This window comes from Fusicatenibacter saccharivorans (assembly GCF_015557635.1).
Lineage (GTDB): Bacteria > Bacillota > Clostridia > Lachnospirales > Lachnospiraceae > Fusicatenibacter > Fusicatenibacter saccharivorans.
Genome location: NZ_JADNOP010000019.1, coordinates 1 through 25,264, shown reverse-complemented (window position 1 = coordinate 25,264; position 25,264 = coordinate 1). Strand labels below are relative to the sequence as shown.

At 41.8% G+C, this 25,264-nt stretch carries 17 protein-coding genes and 3 pseudogenes; all 20 read left to right on the top strand.

Translation table 11 applies throughout. The features are described 5' to 3' along the window. Positions 1-2: 2 nt before the first annotated feature. A complete protein-coding gene (locus tag I2G42_RS14015) occupies positions 3-2,384 on the top strand; it encodes an ABC transporter permease (protein WP_195531193.1) in 2,382 nt (793 codons plus the stop codon). 205 nt (positions 2,385-2,589) lie between these two features. After that, positions 2,590-2,793, top strand: a pseudogene (locus I2G42_RS14010) (response regulator transcription factor); the annotation flags it as partial. 350 nt (positions 2,794-3,143) lie between these two features. Then, on the top strand, positions 3,144-3,815 hold the full coding sequence (locus I2G42_RS14005; protein WP_431190773.1) for a response regulator transcription factor: 672 nt from the start codon (positions 3,144-3,146) through the stop codon (positions 3,813-3,815). Then, entirely contained in the window at positions 3,803-4,903 is a 1,101-nt protein-coding gene (locus I2G42_RS14000) for a HAMP domain-containing sensor histidine kinase (protein ID WP_319017362.1), read from the top strand. Before I2G42_RS14005 ends, I2G42_RS14000 begins: the two co-directional genes overlap by 13 nt. 68 nt (positions 4,904-4,971) lie before the next feature. Then, positions 4,972-5,646 carry an ABC transporter ATP-binding protein gene (locus tag I2G42_RS13995; RefSeq protein WP_055214771.1) on the top strand — a complete coding sequence of 225 codons (675 nt, stop codon included), beginning with the start codon at positions 4,972-4,974 and terminating at the stop codon, positions 5,644-5,646. Further along, on the top strand, positions 5,643-8,135 hold the full coding sequence (locus tag I2G42_RS13990; RefSeq protein ID WP_055214773.1) for an ABC transporter permease: 2,493 nt from the start codon (positions 5,643-5,645) through the stop codon (positions 8,133-8,135). The genes I2G42_RS13995 and I2G42_RS13990 overlap by 4 nt, the downstream gene beginning before the upstream one ends. A 194-nt stretch (positions 8,136-8,329) precedes the next feature. Next, positions 8,330-9,238 (top strand): hypothetical protein, encoded by a 909-nt coding sequence (locus I2G42_RS13985; RefSeq protein ID WP_195531192.1) that lies wholly within the window; start codon positions 8,330-8,332, stop codon positions 9,236-9,238. Positions 9,239-9,262: 24 nt separating this feature from the next. Continuing rightward, on the top strand, positions 9,263-9,952 hold the full coding sequence (locus I2G42_RS16270; RefSeq protein WP_172675984.1) for a winged helix-turn-helix transcriptional regulator: 690 nt from the start codon (positions 9,263-9,265) through the stop codon (positions 9,950-9,952). Between the two features lie 395 nt (positions 9,953-10,347). Beyond that, complete coding sequence (locus I2G42_RS13975) at positions 10,348-10,779, top strand: sigma factor-like helix-turn-helix DNA-binding protein (protein ID WP_055214777.1); 432 nt, start codon at positions 10,348-10,350, stop codon at positions 10,777-10,779. 578 nt (positions 10,780-11,357) lie between these two features. After that, positions 11,358-13,331, top strand: a complete 1,974-nt coding sequence (locus tag I2G42_RS13970) for an ATP-dependent DNA helicase (RefSeq protein ID WP_195531191.1) — start codon at positions 11,358-11,360, stop codon at positions 13,329-13,331. A gap of 177 nt (positions 13,332-13,508) precedes the next feature. Beyond that, positions 13,509-14,624, top strand: a complete 1,116-nt coding sequence (locus tag I2G42_RS13965) for a tyrosine-type recombinase/integrase (protein ID WP_055215351.1) — start codon at positions 13,509-13,511, stop codon at positions 14,622-14,624. Between the two features lie 12 nt (positions 14,625-14,636). Beyond that, on the top strand, positions 14,637-16,382 hold the full coding sequence (locus tag I2G42_RS13960; RefSeq protein WP_195531190.1) for a tyrosine-type recombinase/integrase: 1,746 nt from the start codon (positions 14,637-14,639) through the stop codon (positions 16,380-16,382). After that, positions 16,375-17,871, top strand: coding sequence for a tyrosine-type recombinase/integrase (locus I2G42_RS13955; RefSeq protein WP_195531189.1), 1,497 nt, complete (start codon positions 16,375-16,377; stop codon positions 17,869-17,871). The genes I2G42_RS13960 and I2G42_RS13955 overlap by 8 nt, the downstream gene beginning before the upstream one ends. Then, positions 17,858-18,241 (top strand): DUF6262 family protein, encoded by a 384-nt coding sequence (locus tag I2G42_RS13950; protein WP_055214787.1) that lies wholly within the window; start codon positions 17,858-17,860, stop codon positions 18,239-18,241. The genes I2G42_RS13955 and I2G42_RS13950 overlap by 14 nt, the downstream gene beginning before the upstream one ends. Positions 18,242-18,403: 162 nt before the next feature. Further along, positions 18,404-19,762 (top strand): KAP family P-loop NTPase fold protein, encoded by a 1,359-nt coding sequence (locus I2G42_RS13945; protein WP_055214789.1) that lies wholly within the window; start codon positions 18,404-18,406, stop codon positions 19,760-19,762. Between the two features lie 129 nt (positions 19,763-19,891). Beyond that, positions 19,892-20,074, top strand: a pseudogene (locus tag I2G42_RS16735) (ABC transporter ATP-binding protein); the annotation flags it as partial. Between the two features lie 15 nt (positions 20,075-20,089). Beyond that, positions 20,090-22,600, top strand: coding sequence for an ABC transporter permease (locus I2G42_RS13935; RefSeq protein ID WP_005335788.1), 2,511 nt, complete (start codon positions 20,090-20,092; stop codon positions 22,598-22,600). Positions 22,601-23,183: 583 nt separating this feature from the next. Further along, a complete protein-coding gene (locus I2G42_RS13930; RefSeq protein ID WP_055228448.1) occupies positions 23,184-23,597 on the top strand; it encodes a sigma-70 family RNA polymerase sigma factor in 414 nt (137 codons plus the stop codon). Between the two features lie 551 nt (positions 23,598-24,148). After that, on the top strand, positions 24,149-24,379 hold the full coding sequence (locus I2G42_RS13925; RefSeq protein WP_009321998.1) for a helix-turn-helix domain-containing protein: 231 nt from the start codon (positions 24,149-24,151) through the stop codon (positions 24,377-24,379). An 84-nt stretch (positions 24,380-24,463) separates the two neighbouring features. Further along, positions 24,464-25,189: pseudogene (locus I2G42_RS13920) on the top strand (tyrosine-type recombinase/integrase); the annotation flags it as partial. Positions 25,190-25,264 lie beyond the last annotated feature (75 nt).

Below are 25,264 nucleotides of genomic sequence, written 5' to 3'. Positions count from 1 at the left end.
CTATGACTTGGCCTTTTGAAAATAATACAAACGGAATTGTCAAGAATCTGGCGAAGAGAAATCTAAAAAGCGAAAAACGAAGAAATGTTATGGTAATAGTATCGGTAGTTTTATCTGCTTTTTTAATCAGTCTTTCCGGTTTGACTGGAGTTTCATTGATGCAAACAGAAAAGAAGAAAGTGATCGATACTTACGAAGCAACTTATGTACAGGTTGATGAAACGCATATAGAAGAGTTAAGAGAAGTGCCGGAATTTGCACGTGTGGGAGAATACTATAGGTACGGGGAGGAAGTTTCCGCACAGGGATTTAAAGGATTCTTTGCTTATACGGATAAGGAAACCCTGTATATGGCACGTTCCCAAATGAATTTGGCAGATGGAGACTTACCGGAAGAGAAAAATGAGATTGCGGTAAGTAAAGAATGGCTTTCAAAATTCTTCCCTGACTGTCATATCGGTGATCCGGTTACCTTGGATACGGAAAGTTTTTCAGGTGAATATACTATTTCAGGCATCTTAGATACAACAGGGCAAGAGAAGCAAAATATGTACTCTTTTCTGATCTCCAAAGAAATGCTAAAGCAGTGTACGAAGTATGAACCTGACGGATACTTTGCCTATGTACATCTGAAGCATGTAGATCAGTTAGACGGAGAACTTATCAAAGCTGACGTTCAGAAGATTAAAGAGGAGTTGCAGATACCCGGAGTCGGATTTCATGATGCGTACTTCCGTTATATTGACGGAGACATTTCCATGGAGAACGTTTTGCTGCTTATGGCTTTTGCCGGTATTGTTTTGGTAGGTGGCTGTGTTGTAATTCAAAGTATTTTCCGTATTTCCATTATTGATAAAATAAAAAGCTATGGTCAGCTCCGGACTGTTGGTGCTACCAAAAAGCAGATTATGCGTATTGTAAAAAAAGAGGGACACTCTTTGGGATGGAAAGGTATGTCTATCGGGATTTTACTTGGTTTAGGAGTGACACTTTTGTTATTTCCCAAAGGTTTTTCTTTTTCAGGATATCTTATCGTGATGGGATGTACAGTATTGATCTGCTGGATCATGATTTGTCTGTCTATCCGAAAACCTGTGAAATTAGCCGCAAATATCTCACCAGTTGAAGCAGTTCGTTTTACTTCCCTTCAAAAGAAGATAAAAAATCGGGCGAAGAGAAAAAAGATTAGCCCTTGTTCTCTCGGAATGCTGAACTTTCGCAGGGATTGGAAGAAAACAGTCAGTATTGTGTTTTCGCTAAGTTTGGGCGGGATTCTGCTTTTGGCTGTTAGTTCTTTGCTGATTCTGCAATCGCCGGAAAAACTGGCAAGACAGTACTTTAAAAATGGGGATTATAAGATTTATATAGATTCGGATAAGGAACATATTGATATTCTCAAACAGGGAAATCCATTGAATGAAGAATTGAAACAGGAAATCCTGGATATTGATGGAGTGGAAGAGATTCTGGTCACAAGGAAATCAGCAAGTTTTGAAGCCACTTCCCATGAAATTACTGAGCATGGTACTTGTGATATGATCACCAAAGAAAATAGGGAACTTCTGGCACAAGCTGTTTTAGAGGGAAGTATGCCTGAGGACAATGGCATTTTATTGCCATACGATTATAGTGGTTTTGATGGGAAGGAAAAATTGGGGGAAACCATAGAACTTTCATTGGGAGAGAAAACAATTCCTGTAACCATATCAGGTTTTTTTAATCCGGAAAAAACTATTTTTGCCAGTGGACATGGTCCAATCGGAGTGGACGGACCAATGATGTTTTTGCCGGAAGAACTGTTTCAGGAATTAATACCGGATGTAACTAATTTTGATTACTCCTGGGACATTGTCTGCGATCCGGATAAATCGGAAAAAGTGGGAAAGGCTTTGGAGAATCTTGCTATTTCGCATACCGATATTGGTTTAGATACCTTTGAGGATCGAGTAGATAGTTTTGGGTATATGAATGTAGCATATGGCATAATGCAGGTGATTTCATGGTTCATCTTTTTGTTTGGTGTGATCAACCTTGTCAATACCACACTTTCCAATCAATATTCGCGCAGACAAGAAAATAGCGTGTTGCGTTCGATCGGGTTAGCGCCGAAACAATTAGCGCAAATGACGGTATGGGAAGGAATGGGGTATGTGGTTAGCAGTATTTTGCTTATGCTTGCCATTGGACTGCCAATTACGCTTCTGGTATGGAGAAAATTCAGTATCAGTGCTTACGCTGGACGAATCCTTCCTTACGAATTTCCTTGGTTGCAGATGGGAGTATATGTAGTAGTACTTGTGACAGTAGAGCTTATTTTATCCGTTTGGACAATCCGCAGACAGAAAAAACAATCCCTGATTGAACAAATGCGGGCAATGGAATAAGACAACAGTGCTTTTGCTGAAAAGTGTGGAATATTTCGGCAAAAGCATTTTTTATGGAAAACATTTTTTTCTGAAAGAAAATAGGATATAATCAATCTATGTTTTGGAAGGATGAACATCAGAAAAACGGTATTTAGGACATTTCTGTAACATTTGAGGTTTAAAATAGCGATAAGTTTAGAAGATGGGAAAGGAAGAATCTGGATTGAGGAAGATTTTAATTGTAGAAGATGACAAAGTATTAAATAAAACGCTGGCTTATAATCTTACTGCAGATGGTTATGAAGTAACCTCTGTATACAGTTTTCAGGATGCAGTAGAACGATTGAAAAAGAGTGAATTTGATATTGCTCTGTTGGATATTAATCTGCCGGATGGGAACGGTCTGCATTTATGTGATGAGATCAGAGGAAGAGGGCAGTATATTTCGATTATTCATTCCCTTGGCTGGTTATCTTGCTATATTTGGCAATCCTGTTGATTGTGCAGTTTATCTTGATTTCTTATACAACGGGGAGTCTGAGAAAACAATCTCTTGTAGAGCAGATCAGAGTGACGGAATAATTATTACATGAGATTGGCGGGCAAATATATTTCAAAAGAACTTTTGTAAATACTGCCCGCCATTTTTTTAATCCCTTTATCTTCAATGCTTGTTCTGAATATCGTATAATGTATGGTAGCGGCTGTGGTTTCATAGAAAGTTGAGGAATTTTTGAGATTTACCATATATCATATAAAGAACGGAGGTGCATGATTTTGAATCCTAAATTACTGATCGTTGATGATGAACGCGGTATTGTTGATATGATACAGAGTTATTTTCAAACACAATATGATATTCTGACTGCTTATAGCGGACAAGAAGCACTCAAAAAAGTAGCCTGCAAACCAGATTTAATCTTATTGGACATCAATATGCCGGGAATGGATGGTCTGACTGTATGCCAGCAGATACGGGAACACATTGCCTGTCCCATTCTTTTTTTGACTGCTCGTATTGAATCCAGCGATAAGATCATTGGATTTCAGGCCGGAGCGGATGATTATATCGTCAAGCCCTTTGATTTGGATGAATTGGGGGCGCGTATTGCCGCACATCTGCGCCGGGAACAGCGACGCCAAAATAATTCAGCAGCGCGCTTCTTTGGTGAATTGATACTGGATTATTCTGCCCGAACAGTTACAATCAATAATCAGAACATCCCGCTATCTAAGAGGGAGTTTGAGATTGTAGAACTTTTATCCCTCAATGCAGGACAGGTTTTTGACCGTGAGCGAATTTATGAGCTTGTGTGGGGCTTGGATGGGGACGGAAACAGCGATACAATTATGGAGCATATTCGGAAAATACGCGCTAAATTTGCAGTACATACATTGCATAATTACATTGAAACGGTTTGGGGGTGTGGTTATCGGTGGAACGCCTAAAAAATATGGGACTAAAGAAATCTTTCCTGCTATTATCCCTCTCCTGTTTGGCAGTGGCATTTCTCCTGCTTGGGGTAGTTATCTTCCTATGTCGAGGCATTGAAAACCATTATCCTTTAGGCGGTGTAGAAATCTTGTCGGATGGCTCTGTTGTACCTTTGCCATCTCCTACGGTGTCACAACAGCGTATTTTGGCTATCCTAAACATTGTGCAGACGGTTTCCTGTATTCTTTTTCCAGTCGGCGGATTGATTGTTTCAGTCTTTCTTTTTTATTATCTCAAATTGAAACAGCCTATTTTCTGCCTGCAAAATGGCATTATGCGGATTCAGAATAATGATCTGGATTTTTCGCTGCCGATTTTGTCTAACGATGAAATGGGACAACTATGTGCTGCCTTTGAAGAAATGCGGAGTGAACTTCTGAAATCGAATCGGCTGTTGTGGCAACAGGCCGAGGAACGCAAACGGCTCAATGCCGCATTTTCCCATGATCTGCGTAACCCGATTACGGTATTAAAAGGAAGTGTAAAACTTTTGCGGCAAGGTATTCAGGACGAACAGACCATAGACCGGCTGGAAAGTTACACTTTACGGATTGAGCAGTATGTAGAAGCTATGAGCAGTGTTCAAAAGTTGGAACAACTCTCTGTTAAGCCAAAAGAAATCAGACTATCCGTTTTGCAGAGTGAATTGCAGGAAACAGCACGACTGTTGGCGCTATCCCAAAAAGTTTCTGTTTTAGTCCCATCAGGCGGAACTGTTTGTATAGATCACGGGCTATTTCTTACCGTAGCGGAAAATCTGATTGGAAATGCGGTGCGATTTGCAGAAAAAGCAATCTCTATTCAAATAACGCTGCAAAATGATTCTATGACCTTGAATGTAGAAGATGATGGTGCTGGTTATCCGCTGTCTCTCGTACAGAATGGGCCAACCCCCTTTGAAACGACAAGTAGTAATTCCTCACATTTTGGAATGGGGCTTTACAGCAGCAGAATTTTATGTGAAAAACATGGTGGCCGATTGATTTTGGAAAATCGGGCCGGGGGCGGTGCATCCGCAACGGCTATTTTTCATTTTGTGTAATCCTTGAGCGATTTTTGAGATTTATCATTTACACTCTCCTTATACCACAAATAAGGAGAGTGTTTTTTATGAATATTGAGGCAAAGAATTTATCAAAGATTTATGGTGACGGTGAAAACCGAGTGGTGGCTTTGGATCGTGCAAATCTCGAAATTGTATCTAGCGATTTTATTTCCATTATGGGGCCATCGGGAAGCGGAAAAAGTACCCTGCTGCATTTGCTTTCCGGCTTGGATAAGCCATCTTCCGGATCGCTGACCTACAATGGTAAAGATATTTACAGTTACAGCGATAAGGAATTGTCGGCATTCCGCCGTAAACGGATTGGATTTATTTTTCAGCAATTTAATCTGCTTCCAGTTCTGACGGCGAAAGAAAATATTATCATGCCTCTTTTGCTGGATAAACAAAAACCGGATGAAGCATACCTGAAACAGCTTACAGAACTGCTTGGCATTCAGGGCCGCTTGGAACATCTGCCCCATGAGTTATCCGGCGGCCAGCAGCAGCGTGTAGCCATTGCCCGCGCTTTGATTGCAAAGCCGGATGTAATTTTTGCTGATGAGCCTACGGGAAATCTGGACAGCAAAAGCGGCGGCGAAGTCATGGAACTGCTTCAAAATGTATGGAAAAAGATGGGGAAAGCTCTCGTTGTCATTACCCATGACAGCCGTATTGCACGAATGGCAGACCGGCAGTTTCAGATTGTAGATGGTGTGCTTACGGAGGTGACAGCGAAATGAAATCTTATCGTACATTAGCATTGAAAGAACTACTGTCCCAAAAAGTCACTTCTATTCTTATTTTGATTGCCGTTGTGCTGTCTACTATGATGACAACCATTGTAGGACAATCCATTGGCGTACTTAGTGCAATGCGGGAACAGCAGGCCATCGCTATCGGAGGAAACCGATATGCCACTTTTTTGCAGATGAATGCAGATCAGCTTCACGCACTGGAACAGGATGAGCGTCTTTCCTATGTAGGGAAATCTATTTATATGGGAAGTTTAGAACTCTCCCCATCTCTTACCCTTGGTTTGATGGAATATTTGGATGACAATGCCGCTATCTATCCGTCCAGTACCAGTGTAGAAGAAGGTCGTCTGCCAGAAGCCCCGATGGAAATAGCTCTTTCGGAAGATATTCTGAAATACCTTGGCTTTGAGGGTGGTATTGGAGATAAGATTACACTTTTACTGCAAAAAAATCTTCGCCACAACATCGCGGACAGCTATTCCTATACAGCAGAATTTGTTCTTACAGGGATATTGAAAAATAACTACTTAGGATATACAAGCGGCACTGTTACGGGAGTTGTAGGGGAAGGAACTGCTGAACAACTTCTACCGGAATCTTATATTTATTACAATGTGGATATTCAGACTGCCGATAAAAAGAATTTTCAAGCAGTTGTCGATGACATCAATAAGGAATTGAACATCCATGAGCTTGATACCAGCTACAATATTGTATATTTGAACGCTTTGGGAATTTCCTATACTGCAAATTCCGAGGGCGCTAATGATAAGGGATTCTCTTTTATGACAGTCGCAGGGATATTAGTGGGTGCTTTGATTTTGCTGGCTGCTGGTCTTGTGATTTACAACATTCTGAAAATATCTGTATCAAAACGGATAAAGGGATATGGAACACTTCGGGCTATTGGAGGCGAAAAAGGACAGCTTTATCAGATCATTGTAATTGAAGTAATCCTATTGTGCCTGATGGGGATTCCTATTGGTATGCTCCTTGGCTTCCTAAGTGCCAGAGGAATTTTAGAGGCAGCTACCGGCTTGGTTTCCCCTGAATTGTTCTTGGTTCAGGATGCTACTGAATTGAAAACTCTAATAGCAGAGAACAGTTCTTTGAATGGAACCTTACTGGTTTTAAGCGGAGCAATCACTTTGGCGTTTGCGTTGTTTGCAGCATTGCCAGCAGCCAGATCAGCCGCAAGGGTATCTCCCATTATGGCTATGTCTGGAACAAATCTAAAAATTCGCCGCAGAAAGCGTAAAACAAAGAAAATCCATAATTTTGAAGCATACTACGCCCGCCTGAACTTAAAGAGAAATAAAGGTCGTACTGTAATTACAATTTTGTCCCTTGTTATGAGTATCACGGTTTTTATTGCCCTGCAAGGGTTTTCCTCTCTCCTGAACGCTGCAAGCGCACTGCAAGATAACCATTTAGGAGATTATCAGATCACAAATGAAGGTGTTGGATTTACCACAGATGATCTGAACACTTTGCGGAAAAATGAAGCTGTGCAAAGTGTAGCCGCCATACAATTTTCGCTTTACGAACAAAATGAAAATGGGCTGCTCGATGAAATCAGTCTTGAATTTCAACTGAAACCCGGCGAAACTTTTCAGGTTGTCGGATTGAACGATGAGTATTGGGATTATTTTATGGGGGATCAATTACCAGAAGAACAGCTTGGACAACTGAAATCAGGGAACGCCTGTATAGTAAGGAATCCTATTCCCATGAGCTATAGCGAAGATGTTCTTGAATTTACAAATATAGAGGCCGGAGAAAACATCTGTGTTGCGGGAATGGAGCTGAATGTTTTGAAAACCTTGGATGGCTATGACGGTTATCTTGGTATTGGAAATGGCGGTTTCACAAATGGTGTTCAGGTGATCGTTGATGATGCTATCTATGAACGCCTGACGGGAAAAGATACCTATTCAGAGTTTTTGCCTACGCTGAACGAGGGCGCAGACAGGGAAATTTTTGATACATTCATCGAGGCATTTTGTGATAGGACGCCGGGTACAACATTCTTGTCGTATGAAGAAAGCGACCAGCAACTGAAAGAGAGCTTTGCACAGATTCAAATGTTGGCATGGGGGCTGATCCTTTTCGTTGGCCTGATCGGTATTCTTAATATCATCAATACCGTTTACACAAATATTCACACCAGAGTAACAGAAATCGGTATGCAGCGGGCTATTGGAATGAGCGCCGGTAGCCTTTATAAAACTTTTCTTTGGGAAGGTGCATATTACGGGATTATTGCCTCTGTGATTGGAAGCGTGCTGGGATATGTTTGTACGATCTTCATTGAGGCGGCCACGACCGACACCATCCAACTTGTTGCAATCCCTGTCATGCCCATTCTTGAAGCAACCCTCTTGGCAGTAGGAGCTTGCTTGCTGGCAACAGCAATTCCGTTGCGGAAAATTTCAAAAATGAATATTGTGGATTCGATTGAAACGGTTGAATAAGTATTTTTAAGATATAGAAGAAAAGAAGAAAGTCTTATAAATAAAAAATGGGAAGGAATCAATTAGTTCTTGTGTGCCATTATAGAAATTTATTTGATATGAAATTTCAATAAATGTGATAATTATTATGTTTTAGGACATTTCTGTGACATTTGTGTTTTACAATTAAGCTATAGAAAAGAGGTGTTCTTATAATGAAAAGAAAGTATGAAGTTATTGGTATTGTGATCGATACAGAAAAAGAAGCAGAAAAATGTTCATTTTTATCCGCTGTATTGGATTGTAAAATTGAAAACTTTGCAAAAATTACTGATTTTTTTTGGGGGGGGGGAGGTAGAAAGGTAAGGGAATATTTTTCTAATCTTCCCACATTAAAAAATGATCCACTTGCAATTCAAGCGATGCTGGAACTTGCTGATTTGGAAATGAAAGAGAATTGTGGAATAGAAGAATTAACATTGGGAGAGAAAAAATTACTGCTTTTAATAAAACTTGTTGCCGATACTTCAGAGAAATATATACTTCAAAGTTTATTTCAAGATATGAAAGAAAACGAAGTTCAAAGCGCCGCAAGAGTAATAGCAGAAATGTCAACTTATACGAATGTAATTCTGCTCAGTTCATCCTCAGAAGGGTATGAAATCTGTGATAGGGTGGTTCAGTGGTCAGGGAATGATGGAAGAGGACACATTGCGCGCAATAAAATCAAAGATATGTGCATCATGCCACCTTTTGTTATGCGCGATATATTGAAAGTAATAAGGGCAAGTGAAACTGCTGAAGTTGTAATTCCATTATGGGAAGTGATTCCCGGAGAGTATGAGGAATATGCACATCAGGTCTTAAATTCGAATGCAGGAAAGAAAGGATTTGTTTACCGTTATATTTCTCATAGACCTTTTAGAAGTGGAGATATTTATTGGATTATGGAGCATCAATTGCAGGAGTTGGAAGTTGATGGCAGACCATGTTTTGAAAAAGTGAGCCTCATGACGGATGAGGCAACCATTCATGTAACGTGTAGTGAATATTTCTTCCGGTGTTGTAAAGAACTGGAAACTATTTTTTATCATTATTCGGAAAATCATGTGGAGGAATTGTAATATGAGGAACAGAGAGATGGGGGTGTGAAGAAAAACAGAATTATAGTAATTGCGGATGAAGGAGAAGTGCTATGGGAAAGTTTGATTTTGCCGGAACAACAGACAGAGATTTATCTAGCAAAAAATATTCAGGACGCTCTTTCCCACTTGACAGTATTTTCTTATCATTTGATTTTAATTGCGGTAAAGCAAGAACCGGAAATTATATGCCAACTTGTAGAAACTATCCGAAAGATGGTGATAACACCTGTGATTGTTTTATTGCCGGATCATTCTGAAATGCGAAATAAGATCATTCAGTCCGGAGCGGATGTAGTATTGACGCAACTGTGTATAGAAGAAATCAGTCTGCAGGCATATGCATTGATCCGTCGCTATACAGAGTGGAAATCGGAAAGAAAAGAAGAAATTCCTGTTATGGTCGGGAAACTGGAAATCTTTCCACTTCAAAGAACAGTAGAATGGGAGCATAAAAGAATCCCCGTTGTAAAAAGGGAGTTTGATTTCCTATATCTGTTAGCGTCTACACCGGGAAGAGTATATACATACAGTCAGATCTATCAGCTGGTATGGCAGGAGTACCCACATGGGGATATTACAAATATTATTTATTGCATGGTACATCGATTGAAACGGAAATTGAAAAATGTAGATGTAAATGCAGAACATATAATCATCAGTGTAAAAGAGGTTGGATATTGTTTAAAAATATAGAAAGAATCATAGAAGGCAGGTTTCCGAAATGGAGCCTGCTTTTTGTATGGGAAGATTTTGGGGGCGTATTGTAAAAGAAATAACCGAAAACTGACAGTTACTTGACAGACAACTGACAGTCTGATGACAGCTTGGTTTTGTATACTACTTCTTTATGTAAAGAATGGGATTCGTTCCATGACATAAAGGAGTAGTGTATGTGCCGGAAAGAGCTACAAAAGAGAAAAATTTAACTTTATATACAGCGTTTGGTGGTGTCGCAATTCAAAACAGGATTGCGGCATCTTTCTTTTTGTGGAGAAGATTCTGGCTAACACAGTCTTTTTCTTGTAAAAAGGCAAGGTCACCGCCACTCCGATTTGATTTCAAAAAATTCAGATCGGAGGAAAAGAAAGGTGACATTTCATAAAGCAAAAGAAGAATATAAATGGAAACAGTGGAAGGAACAGGAAGAAAAGATTTTAAGAGAATCCGGAGTCAGTGAAGAGGTAATCCAAAGAATCCGGGAATTGGATTGGCAGGATTTTAATGCGGATCGAAGGTTTTGGGAACATTTTTCTTCCAACCAGGAAGAATTATATACGCAAAAGACGGAAGAAGAAGCTTCAGTTGCACTGAATATCCAACAGCTGCTTGACAGTATTGAGAACGAACAGCTTTTACAGATTCTGATGGAAACAGATAAGAAAACATTGCAAATTTTACTGTTGAAGATGTGGGGATTTTCTGTTCGTGAGATTGCGGGTCAGATGGGACTGCCGGAAAAGACCATTTATACACGGATGGAGCGATTGAAGAAAAAAATTAAAAAAGTTTTGAGGAAGTGAAGAAAAATGGAGGTTCTCATCGGCTCTATATATGAAAGGGGTAATAGCCCTTTGTTCCTTGATAACCGCATACCAGCATTACAGGTACGTTCCCAAAGATAGAAGCGTGACAGCATAAGCGCCAGGACGGATGGGAACAAGCACTGCAGGATTGTTATGGAAAGGTCTGTCCAAAGACTATGGCGGATCAGTTCGTGAGAAAACTGTCAGTGCCTGTTCTCATTCTGAGCGACTCCTTATAGCTGTGAATGGACTTTTGCAGGTCTTTCGCCAGGATCATCGGAGGGGGATAATGATACGAAATTCTTCTCAAAAAAGAAGAGGATGGACTCTAAGTTGTAATCAGCAAGACTTTCAGGAAATCTGCGAGCGGTGCGAAGCGAAGCATCCGCCTGTAATGTTCCCTACCATAAAGGTGGTGTGGCAGCCGGGGAGTCGAGGACAAATACGGTGCCAAAGAAGAAAAGAAACGATAAGAAATCAAAAAAGAGTGTGTCGTTGATATCAGATACATGCGGCTGTGAGAAAATGTCACAGCCGTATTCTTGTGGTATTAACGCCATGCGGAAAGAAGTACTATGTTTTATAAAGTTGAATATCAAAAAAGAGCGCATCAGGAAGTAGAGAAGATCTTCCGGGTGCTATTTCCGGAACAGGGACTGGCAGTCCGGGAAGAGCAGATCCGTCTCTGCCATGAAATGTTGGATGCTCTGCTGGGAGAACAGATTGCCTTGTGTGATGCAGGGGTAGGGATTGGAAAAACCTATGCCTATCTGGTAGCCTGCGTATTATTGCGGAAGTATTCCATGCTGACTGGGAGAGGAAATCCGTTGGAGCAGCGTCCGGTAGTGGTGTCCACCTCCAGCATTGCATTGCAGAAAGCAATATTGACGGAATATATTCCATTTTTATCCAGAGTGCTGTTGGAGCAGGGGATCATTCAGTCACCTCTTCGGGCAGTGGTGCGGAAAGGGAAGGAACACTTTGTCTGCGACAACAGGCTGGAACAACGAATCGAAGCGATTCGCCATAAACAGAAGAATGCTGCCCAAAAAGAAGCGTTGCTGTCTCTACGAAAACAGTATGACATGGATAGCGTAAAAAATCTGAGCGGGTTTGACAGAAGGCTGGTCTGTGTGCCGAAGTTCTGCCCAAGAGAATGTCCGGGCAGGCAGATGTGCCGCTATCAGAGGTATCTGGAAGAATCCAGGAAGCAGGATATATTTATTCAAATCTGCAATCACAACTACTTACTGGCAGATGCGTATCACAGAGCAGAAGGATACAAGCCTTTACTGGCGGATTACCGGACCGTGATTGTAGACGAAGCCCATAAGTTACCGGAAGCGGCAAAGCAGATGTTTGGGAAAAATCTATGCATGGATGATATCCGGGAGGTAGCGTATTATCTGGAACGGGAACATCAGACGGAAGAGGTAAGAATCCTGCGGACCGTCCTGTATGATGCATTGCATGTTGTTGGTGCAGAACAGAAGAGTGGAAAAGGAATCCGGGAAACATTCCGTCATACAACAAATAGTGTGATTTCTCTGTGGGAAGGAATAGAAATGTTGGAATTTCTTTTAGAAAAGCTGGAGCGAAGTGTTCCAAAGTGGATACGGAATCGGCTGGAGGATGCAAAAGAAGTGCTGGAGTGTTTTTGCAGCAGCGATGAGAAATATGTCCGCTATCTGCGATTCGATACAGAGCAGCTTCCTGTTTTGTGTGCAGCCAGCCGGGAAATCCCAGAATTACTTCGGAAGATGTTATGGGATCGGGAAGAATGGATATCCGCCATCTTAACCAGCGGAACGCTAAAGGCAGGCGCAGGTTTTTTGCGCACCCGGCAGATCACCGGGCTGGAAGGAAGAGCAGGCGTGCAGGAATATGTGGCAGAGTCCCCCTTTTCCTATGAGAGGAACTGTCTGTTATACCTGCCAAAGACGCTGGAACATTGCAGGAGAGGGAGCAGGGAAGAGGCAGTAATGGTGGCAGACCAGATCCATTCCTTGATCTGTTCCACTTACGGACATACGCTGGTACTGTTTACCTCTTATACATTGATGGGAAGTGTGTACCAGATTTTAAGAGACAGCCTGCCATTTCCCATGGTGGAAGTATGGAGATATTCCCAGGAAGAAATCTTGCGGTTCAAGACCATGGAGAATGGGGTGCTGTTTGCAGCCGGCTCCTGCTGGGAAGGGGTAGACTTTCCGGGAGATATGGTATCTTCGCTGATTATTGTGAAGCTACCCTTTGCAGTACCAGATCCGATCAGCGAAGCAGAGAAGGAGACGTATGACTCTTTGGAATCCTATATCCAGTCTATTATTGTGCCGGATATGCAGAAGAAACTGCGACAAGGATTTGGGAGAGCCATCCGGACAGAAACCGATACCTGCGTGGTGTCTATTTTAGATATACGGGCGGTAAAAGGCGGCAAGTATCACGAAGATGTGATGTGTGCGCTTCCACCCTGCCGGATAGCAGAAGAGTTGAAAGAGGTACAGGATTTCATCCGCAGCCGGAAAGGTGTAGAGTATTATTTATAATAGGAAAAATCTGCTTTCCAGCCTTGTTGCTTGTGCTTATTTTCCAGGCGCTTTTAAGGGAAAAATTTAGTACAGTTTTGGGGCGGTTTTGGAGAGATTGTTGGTATTGATGAATAGCTATTTGAACATGAAGTGGGTATAATGTGTATAGCGTTAGAGGAAAGGACGGTGAGCAAAATGGCACGATATGCAGTAGAACATATCTGGGAAGGAAAACAGGAATATTTCTTGATCCGGGATCATCAGAGCTGGCAGATGGTGCTGCTCCCGTCCAAGTATCTGACGCATTTGATTCGAGCAAACCGTTCCCCGAATACCGTTGGCCGCAGGGCAAAATCCATCCGGTTCTATCTGGAATATTTGGATGAAAAAGAGATGGAACTGTCCCAGGTAGCGGAACTGGAATTCCAGGAACAGTATGAACATTATGTGGGATTTCTCCACTGGCTGAAAGCCGGAAACCATTTGCATGAAAAGAAAGAGAAACTGCCAAGCAATAAAACCTGCAATGCGTACTTAAAAGACGTGTTCAGGTTTTTCTGTTTTTTAGAGCTGGAAGCAGATATGGAAAGGCTAAAGGTATTATATTATGACAGCTTTACTACCCATGATTCCATCGGTGTAAAACGGAAGCTGCGGTTCCGGTCATTCAACGGCTATCTGAAAGAGGAAGAACGAAACGTCCGTCCGGCAGAGCATCAGGAGATTTTGGAACTTCTGAAGCAGTGTACCAACTGCAGGGACCAGCTTCTGATCATGCTTCTGGCAGAGACCGGATACCGGATCGGTGAGATCTTAGGGGTAGATTATACCAGAGATATTGATTATGAAAGACACACCATCCGGGTATTCTTCCGGGATGACAATGAAAACAAGGCAAGGGCGAAGAATGCGGCATACCGAAGATCCAAAGTCAGTGATGCCACCTTCCAGTTTTTACTGTTCTATTTGTCCAAGTACCGGGAATTTTTACAGCACCAGCAGATGCTGTTTGTAAACATCGAAGGAGAGACAAAAGGAAAGGCACTGCAGGTGGACGCAGTTTACCGGATGCTGGAGCGGATGGAGAAAAAGACAGGCATCCATACGACGCCCCATATGCTGCGGAGATACTTCGGAAATATGAGGCGGGATGCTGGATGGCCGCTGGAAATGATCAGTGAGGCGTATGGACATAAGCACATCGACACGACCATCAAATATCTGAACCTTGTAGATGACCAGCTTATGGAAGCCAGTGACCAATATTATGCAAAACATTCTGCTCTTTATGATGTGGAGAAACTCCTGTAGGAGGTGAAGAACATGCCCGCTTATCAATTATATGTATATGAAGCTCAGGAAAAGCGGGAAGCACTGGAACAAAAAATCTGTGAACAGGTGGATGCCTGCACAGAGGTAAATGGAACTATACGAAACAGGGTAAAGAAATTCCTGATAGAAGAGGGGATTACTGATATTTCAGAGTTGGACGCAGTCCTAAGGGTCCTCTACGAAGAATATCTGGAAAGGAACGAAACCGTTCTTGCACCGATTACTTGCCTGCGGGGATTTGATGGAATCGTGATTCATCGGATGAAAGAAGAACTGCAGACACTGGCAGGGAGAAGAAACTATACTACAGAGTATCGAGAACAGTGGATGTGCCTTAGCCATTATCCGGAGATTGAGATTGCGGAATCCTTTCTAGCAAGTAAAGATGGAAAAGAACTGTTGTGGAATTTTACCATGGAGTGCCCAAGAAATTTGAAGATGCAGATTTTTACAGTACTGAAAGAAGTAATCCATACCTACCAAGGCTGTTACAGAAAAGAGAAACTGCTGGCACTGCAAAGGTTCTACCAATTCTGTGCGAAGCATCAAGTGGCTGATATTGAGATAATGACACTGACCAAAGAACAGCAATTTGAGCAGGAACTCTCGGAAGAGTTTCGAGGGAAAAAGAGAAGTACTATGTTTGGCATCCTGCGGATGAGCAGAAAAATCCTATTTTTACAGGCACCGGAAATTCATTGGAATGCGAATGTGTGGTTTTTGGAACGTTTCCATTTTTCCAGAGAACGAATGAATCCAAGCAAGCCCGTGGAATGGGTATCCTTTAAAGAGGTGACCAACCTGGAAAATCAAAAGATTTTGCAAAAATATCTGCGGTATCTGTTTGGAATCACAGATTTATCTATCAGTACCATCCGAATCAAGCTGCTGGAACTTCGTACATTCCTGGTACACTTCAATGGAGAGGAAAAGCCGATCTATGAAGTGGAGGCAGAGAAGATTCAGAGATATCTGGAATCCGTTCAGAGACAGGATACCCGTGAAAAAACAGCAAATGGAAGAATCTTTATGATTTTGCAGTTTTACAATTTCCTTGTAGTCAAAGGATATCTGAAGAAGATTCCATTCCGTCATGTGTATTATATGCAGAAAGAAGTGCATGTCTATAATGACCGCAGTGTACCGGAAAGAATCTATACGGAAATTTTATCGAAGCTGGCAGAATTTCCGGAACATCTGCGGTTGATGTTCCTACATTTATGGTGTACCGGAATCCGGGGAAGTGAAGTATGCACCCTGACAGGTGGCGATTATGAAGAAAAGAATGGAGATTACTGGCTGAAAGTGTATCAGGTGAAAATGAAAACGTATAAGCGGATTCCCATTCCGGAAGCATTGTACGATCTGGTGCAGGTGTACAAAAAGAAATATCAGATCGGACCAGAAGAATACCTGTTTAAAAGCAAAAAAGGTGGAGCATTCCAGTATGCTACATTACGGTATCAAATGTTGAAATACTGTGAGAAAAATCAGATTGCAGACGGGGAATATATTTTCAGATCCCATGATTACCGACATAACCTGGCTACGCTTTATTATGATAATGGTATTTCCATCCAAGCGGTACGGGATTACTTGGGGCATGAATATGAAGAAATGACCAGGCAGTATGTGGACTATATGCCGAAGAAACTAGAAAAAGCCAGTGAAGTGTATTTCCAGGAAGAAACCCACAGCTTTGCGGCGGAACTGATGAAAGGAGGGTTCCATGGATGAAAAATTATATCTAATCGATTTGGACTGCTATGCAAGAGCAGAGGAAAAAGAGAAAAAGAAGGTAAAAGAACCCCATTGCTTTGATTTCGGACTTCTTCCAACAAAAGGGCTTCAAAATGAATTCCGTTCCTTTATTGAGAATCGAAGCCGACAATGTGCATTGGCAACGATGATACAGGAACGAGTGATCTATCAGAGATTTTGCAGAATGGTAAAGGATAAGCACATCCGGGCAGAGAGCCTGCAGGAACTGGAGTGGGAACAATGGCTGCTAAAAATCCGAAGCTGGCTTCTGGAACATGGGCAGAAACTGACCATGCAGGGAATCAGCGTATATGGGAAAGAAAAGACAGTGCCATCGAACCTCATCACTTATGTGCGGAAGGCATATCGATTTACAGAAGCCAAAGAGGAACGGGATGAGATTGAGAAAGATATCTGGATATTAGAGAATCTGGACATTGCCTATAAAAAGAATCCGATTAAAAATGTGCAGACTTTGAATTTTACAGCGATTATCCAGGATGACTTACGGGAAGAAACAAAAAAGGCAGTTTATGAACATTTACATCATGAAGCGATTGCAACAATTATCAAAGAACTGACAGCCATCCGGAGACTATCCAAATATCTGAAAGAAACATATCCCGATATCCATTCGGCAGAAGAACTGAATCGGGAGTTGCTGGAAGAATATCTGACGTACCTTGCAACGGAAGCGGAGGGCGTAAATAATTACCGGGCAGATCTGACGAACCTCCGGGGACTGCTGGAAACCATCGGAAAATTATATGGGTATCCACATTTAGAAATTTTATTTCTGGCCAGTGACTTGCCCAGACAGGTGCAGCCGAAATTGAAATCCTATTCAGATAGTGAGCTGATTCGTTTTAATGCAGCGCTTGCGGAGCTGGATGAGCAGATGGAGCGGCTTATGGTCATCCACCAGATGTTAGGAACAAGGATATCTGATACCCTTACTCTGCAGACAGACTGCCTGTATCGGCAGGACGGACATCCTATGATCCAGATCCGGCAGATGAAAACAACTACATTTGTGAAGCCTATCAGTGCAGAACTGGAACTGCTGATTGAAAAAGCAATCCAATATACTAGAAAAATGTATGGAGATACGGTTTACATTTTTGTGGATGAGAAAAATAGCAAGAGACCTATGCAGTACAATACCGTTCAAAACAAGGTGATGGATCTGATTCAGAAAAAAGATTTGCGGGACGATCATGGAGAATTGTTTGGATTTGGAACGCATATGTTCCGCCATGTATATGGTATCCGCTTAACAGAACTGCATCTGGATGACTGGACCATCGCAAAACTACTGGGGCATACATCTGTAAAGAATGTGAAATTTTACCGGAAGATGAGCCTCCAGATCATCGCAGATGAAACAAGAGAAATCAGGGCAGAGATGAGCCGGATGATCCGGGCGAATCTGGCCGGATGGGGGAAAGAGTATGAGCAAATATGACAAGATGCTGGAAGTAAACCATAAGCAGAGCGTGGAGAAAATCCAGAGGGCAAAACTGAAAATCCAGGAAATGATCGAAGAAGAGGATAAAGTGACCGTTCCAAAACTGATGCAAAAGACCGGACTGTCCAGAGGATTTTTCTATAAGAACCCGGAAGTGCGAAAGGCAGTAGATCGTGCCTTGCAGCTACAGGCTGGCATGGTAGATAAGAGAAGAAAGATTTTAGATATGGCAATGGACAACCGTATCCTGCAGCTGGAGCAACAGGTAGCGAAACTGAAAAGAGAGAATGAAACATTACGCAAAGAAAGTGAAGCAATGCGGAAGGCATTGAATAAAAGAGACTTGAATCTGATTAAGAATTTTTAGTGAAGAAGAAAACAATCAGCGACTGGCAGGGGCGTGAAGAACGTGCCTGCTGGTGGTTGTGGGGATAAAAGGGTATTGTTGATGTTTAGATTGTGTGAGACAATAAAGCTGTTAATTATATTCAGCCATAATAGGTACTCACGATAAAGGAGAATGCAATATATGAAAAAATATGTTCAGGAAGCAACGGATGAAAATATTTGGACATCTATAAAAAACAATACTTTTGGAAGAAATAAAGATATAAAAGATTTTATAGATGGTTTAGAACTCATAGATGAGAGTGCTTGCATCAGTTTGGATGCGAAATGGGGAGATGGAAAGACATTTTTTGTCCGACAGATTGAAGAAGTGTTAAAATATGTGTTGGCAAATCAACGGGCAGATGAAGAAAATCCGATTGAGAAACTTCCATCTTATGAATATTTGAAGGACAATGAAATGATGGCTAAAATAGATTTGAAGCATTCTTATTTGCCAATCTATTATAATGCATGGATGTATGATAATCATAGCGATCCACTTATGTCCCTGTTGTTAGTCATGACAAAGACTTGCAGGGGAGTTTATGATACGAAAATAGATTCCGAAAAGATAAGTAAAAAGCTAGTAGAGGCATTGGCAACATTGCCCATATCACTAGGGGAGTTTAAAGCAAATCCATTCACCGCAATTGAAAAGTTGCAAGGGAAAAGTATGGACATTTTATCGCTTGTACAAACAGAAGAAGAGATTCGGGAGAGAGTAAAAGGAATCTTCAATGACATTATCGTAGAAAGAGCGCAGAAACTGGTTATATTTATTGATGAATTGGATCGCTGCAGACCATCTTTTGCCATAGAAATGTTGGAGAGAATCAAACACTATTTTGATGATGAGCGTGTGATTTTCGTGGTGTCCCTTAATAAGGAGCAGTTAATACATACCATAACAAATTATTATGGAAGTGGGTTTGATGCAACCAGATATTTGAATAAGTTTTTTGATGTGAATATAAATCTTCCAGCAATGGATAAATATCAAAAACAGACCTTAGAATTTTCTGAACAACAAACAGAAGGAAAATTTTGGTTGTATAAATTAGCTGAAGAGCTAAGTGATTATTATCATTTATCTTTAAGAGATAAACTAATTTACAAAAGTCGTATTGAAGCAGTACCAGCTACTACAGGAACATACACGAGTTTAGAATCATATTTTGTATTGCTGTTCGTAGCAAGTATTATATTACTGGACATTATTGATATTCAAGAAAAGAAAAAATTTTTAGAAGGTAAAAGTGAGTTTGTTACAAATGTGTTGCCAGAACTGAAAATTTACAAGAGATTTATTAATAGATTGATTGGAGATGGAAGCAGAACAGTTGAAGAGGAACAATTTAAAAGTAACTGCGAAGAAGTTGTGAAAGTATATAAATATGCATTTGAAACAGAATCAGATGAATATTATGAACGGTTCGAAATAGGACGCGAATTGAAACAAAAATGTATTGTTGCATGCAACGGAAATAGGTATCATTAAGAGTATAAAAGCAAGTGGGAAATTCTAGAAAAAAAGACCTGCTTGCTTTTATCGTAGAAGGAAAGTGTACACAGTACACAAGTGTGCATACAGTTAAAGCCCCTATTTTCAAGGCATAAAGGGATAGGGGTACAGTTTACAGATGAACCGACAGGCAATTTGGATAGCCGGACAAGTAGTGATGTTCTTGGTTTGCTGAAAGTTACAAGTCAGAAGTTCCATCAAACGCTTGTAATGATTACCCATAACAATGAAATTGCCCAGCTTGCCGACCGAATTATCCGTATTGAGGACGGAAAAATCGCACAGTGACAGGGGGTGACATTGATGGATGATATTTTATTTGGGAACAATAATCAGGCAACAATCAATCGTCTTGCCAAAAGAAGCTACCGCGCTAATAAGCAGAGAAATGTTTTCGTTACCATCGCATTATTCTTGACCGCCTTTATGATTACATCTGTATTTAGTTTGGGGTGCAGTTATTTTGAAACCTATCAAATGCAGCAAATTCGTGCGATGGGCACGACTGCGGATGTGGCAATTACAAGTCTCTCAGAAGAACAATATGAAGAATTGAGCCGATCCAGCTTGGTATCCGTAGTTGGTGTCAGTCAGAGATTGGGCAGCATTGATACATCTGGAATGGACGATGCCCTGCTGAGTATTACTTGGATAGACGAAACAGAATGGCAAGAACACCGTGTACCAACAATTTCGGATATACACGGAGATTATCCGCAAGCAAAAAATGAAATTATGCTCCCTACATGGGCTTTGCGTGCAATGGGGATTGATGATCCACAGATAGGGATGAATATTTCCCTTTCCTATCAACTCGGAACAGATTATCAATATATCTCCGATGAATTTGTTTTGTCGGGCTATTATACAGATTATTCGGCTTCACGTGCAGGCAACCGTGGTGCCGCTTATGTTTCGGAGCTTTTTGCAACACAAACAGGGCTTCCCTTTGATAGTGTGTCTACCGCAATGATTTCTTTTTCTGATGACAGTAATGCCCTGCGATCCTGTGAAAAACTAAAACGGAAGATTTCGTTTACAGAAAGTCAGTCCTTTGAAATTGTACCTATTGCTCAGAGCAATTCCACCACCATTGTTCTTCCACTGGCTGCTATTATCGTCTTTATCATTATCAGCGGCTATTTGCTGATTTATAACATTCTGTATATCTCAATTTCAAGAGATACACAATTCTATGGACAGCTTAAAACGATAGGCACGACAAAAAGACAAATCAAGCGGATCGTGCGTTCTCAAATATTCAGAACGGCGGTGATCGGTATTCCCAGCGGCCTGATTGTCGGTGGTATTGTTTCGCTTGGACTTGTTCCGTTTGCCATGAATATGATGTACTCAAGCGATACAGACCTTGGGGAGATAGTGTCCTTTTCCCCCATTATTTTTGCGGGTGCCGCAATCTTCACATTTTTTACTGCAATCATCGGCAGCATGAAACCAGCGAAAATAGCTGCAAGTATTTCTCCTGTTGCGGCTTCACGCTATACGGAGGCAAATACAAGGAGTTACCGAGATCATAAGAGCCATAGAACAAAATTATCTCGGATGGCACGAGATAATATTTTTAGAAACCCTAAAAGCGCTTTCCTTACTTTTGCGTCCTTATTTTTAGGCTTAATATTGTTTTTGGTTTCTGCTGGTCTACTATCAAGCCTAAGTCCCGACAATTTTGTAAATCAATGGGGAGAAAGTGATTTCGCATTGACTTACAGCATTTCCGAAGAAGGAAACCTGCTCTCTGATGAAATGTTGCAGCAAATTGAAACAATGCAGGGAATTGAAAATCTGCGCGTCACTTATTCTGCTTCACCGTGGCCCACTATGGATGTCATTTACGACGAAAATGTATTCGGGAAATATATTGATTCCTTGGATGGCGTATCAGGTCTTGATTTTTCAAATGCGGAAACACGAAAAAACTATACAGATAATTTTTGGAGCGGCGTTTACGGAATAGATTCCAGATATATCGAAGAACTTAATAAAACGCTTGATAAGCCTATTGACTTAACCGCCTTTGAAAAGGGAGAGTTGGTGGTTTTGTCCGCTATGACGGATGATGAGGGAAACCTATTGATTCAGCCAGGGCAAGCAATCACCGTTGTCGGTGAGTCCGGGGAACAGGTCTTTACAGTGGCAACTGGCTTTCTGGACGCTGATTTTCAGAGTGGTCGAGGAAATGAGAGAGGTACTGCCCCTGATTTGTATATCAGTAAGCAGGCAATAGAGAAGTTGTCTGGAGAAACCAAAATCTTTCGGATTGCTTTTGATACGATTGATAGCAGTTATGACAAAGGGATTATGGAGCAGCTTCAATCCATTACTGCTTCGTCACCGGGCATTACGATTCTGTCACGATATGAAAAGCAGCAAGAAATGGCCGGATATTTGCTGACCTCAAGGATTATAGCCGCAGGGTTGTCCGCTGTATTTTTGCTGATAGGAATTATGAATTTCATTAACACAATGGTTGTTAGTGTAAATACTCGGAAACATGAATTTGCAACACTTGAAAGTATAGGAATGACGAAAAAGCAAATTAGAAATGTATTGCTTTGGGAAGGCGTGTATTATTGGAGTATTTCTTTCCTACTGCTTGCCACACTGGGAACAGCGATATATATTCCAATATACTCAGCCTTTAGAAGAATGGTTCCTTATGCAGCTTTTCACTATCCTGTAATTTCTCTGTTGGTTGTCGCAGCTATTGTTTTGCTGGTCTGCTTGGCAACCCCCGTCATAACTTTCATGCAAAATGTTAAGCAAAGCGTTGTAGAGAGACTGCGGCAGAATTAAATATTTGCGATGAAAACCGGGAGATTATTCTCCCGGTTTTTCAAATCTCACAGGTTCGTGAGATTTCAGCCCATTATTCTGTCGAAACAGCGTGTGTCAGTGACATTTCTGTGAGGATTGCTTGTTAAGATAAGCGCAAAAGGAACAAGCTGCCGCACGACGGCAAAAGAAAAAAAGCCGTCGTACAGCAGCCTATCAACACGCCCATTTGAAACGGCGGCTTTGATTTTCAGAGCCGCCGTTTCTTTGCGATTGCACAAACCAATGACGACTTGCAGGGACACGGTAGCCGATTGGAGGTTAATTTACCGTGTCCCGTTTGCTTTTTCAAAGCTCACATGATCTACATCAGTTAAAAAAAGCATTGCTCCTCCTCCGGGCAAGTATAATATTGTATCGGCATTATCGTTCTATGTAATTCGGTATAATAATGGCTGTTCTTGGCGCGCCAGTTTTCCCCCACGGAAATCTGGCGTTTTTTGTTGCCATTTTTTCGGAGATGACCCGGTTGTCTGCCGGTGTCGGTCTCCACCTCCATTCGATTCACCCGTCAATCACCCGTGAATCGAAATGGAGGTACATAATGAAGAAAATTAACCTTCGGGAACTTTATCCTGATGTTTATACAACAGACTTTTTTGTAGATGTGACAGAGGAAGTAATGGAGACTATTCGAGCAGCTGAACGTGCGGAGGCTGCGTATGAGCGAAAGATGTATCGTTATAAAGCACAGTATTCTCTGGATTGCGAGAATGGCATTGAAAATGCGGTGTTGTTGAAGCCGCAGACACCGGAGATGGTTCTGGAGGAAAAACAGTTTCAGGAGCAGGTCTATGCCGCTGTGATGAAGCTGCCGGAGAAACAGGCAGAGAGGATTTATGCCAGATACTATCTGGGAATGACGGTAAATAAAATTGCCGAAGTAGAAGGTGTAGACCCTAGCCGTGTCCGAGACAGTATCCGCCGTGGATTAAAGCAGCTTGTAAAATATTTTTGATAAAATTTCATTTGATACGCCTGTTTTTTGCCTTTTTTGTCAGTGTTAATAAGAAGGACAAGTTTTCCTCCTTCATCAGTACATTGACAATCGAATAGACAGCACAACAGGTACATAACCCATGTACGAGCGAATATGAAACGCCGCGAAGATGGAGCAGTCAGGGAGGTGATGAAAGAACTGCTTCGGAGCGATCTACGATTTCATAAAACGGATTGTGGCAGATTCGGCGCGATGACTGCATGGGGGCTTAAAGATACTTCCTCACGGCCCGCCAAAGACTTGGGGGGAACCCTGCGGCGCACGAGTAAAACGACGCCGCGGAGTTATGACAACCGCGCCAGCGGAGACCTGTTATGTTCCCATCGTCAGGGTTGCGTGGCAAATGTGACGAGAATTGAGTCATATTAAAATAGGAAGCGACTGCTCTTTTGGGTGGCCGCTTTCTATTCAAAATCAGATACCATGCGCTGGCAGTTTCGGCTGCCAGCGTATTCATGTGATTTTGAAAGCACGATGATAACCTTGACAGATTGGAGGGAATATAGTCTATGGAAAAGCTCATTACACGAAAAGAAGCTGCTGAAATCTTAGGAATCAGCATAGCAACGCTGGATGCCGCCCGTAACAACGGCTTGATCTCTTATGTGCAGTATGTTCAGAATGGCTGTGTGTATTTTACTGCGGCAGGTCTCCAGGAGTATATCGCAAAATGCACGCACAGAGCAAAACCAGTTGAGAGAAGCGCAACTTACCGTAAACCTCGAAGCGGAAGATCGTGAGCCGGTCCGTATCCTTGATGGAATCAGAGAGGTCTGATAAAACAAAGATACAGCGCTGGAGATTATTCTTAGGAGGTGGAGGAATTGGCAAATAGAAAAATAATACTTCCTCAATATGGCACAGTCATGAAAAGAGGTGTCCTATATTATAGGACCAGAATCAAAGACGCGAATGGTAAGCTCGTAGCTATCTACGCAAAAACGCCTGAAGAACTATATAACAAAGAAACGCTTGCGTTGGAACAGATTGAGAATGCTACTTTTCATCGGAAAACGCCCACAGTTGCAGAGTATTGTGAAAAGTGGCTGCTGATGCAGTCGGTTCATGTACGAGCCACTACCTTGACGGATTACACCTCAAAGGTCAGGCGGCATATTATAGCGGAATTGGGAGATAAACGGATGGGAGAGGTTAGTCTGGATGATATTCAACTTGCCCTTGTTCCGGTTTCCAAGAAATCTGCATCGGTTTATAAATCTGTGGTGATCCTTTACAAGTCTATCTTTCGCGCAGCGATGGAAAGCAGGATCATTGACCATAACCCAACGATTTATCTGACAACAAAAGGTGGCGGTGTTCCTCAAGAGGAGCGTCAGGCTTTGACAGATGAACAGGTGGAGCGACTTTTGGATGCTATCCGAGATTTGCCGCCTTATGTCTTTGTCATGATCGGTTTGTATGCGGGTCTGCGCCGGGAAGAAATTCTTGCTCTGCAATGGGATTCAGTATATCTGGATACGGATACTCCATATCTGACGGTAAGGCGGGCATGGCATACAGAACACAACAGACCGGTGATTTCGGATGAATGAAAAGTCTAATCCCCCAGCTATGCTGGGGAGAATAGAGTAGTCGGAAGTGGTGAGGATAACAAAATAAAGCCT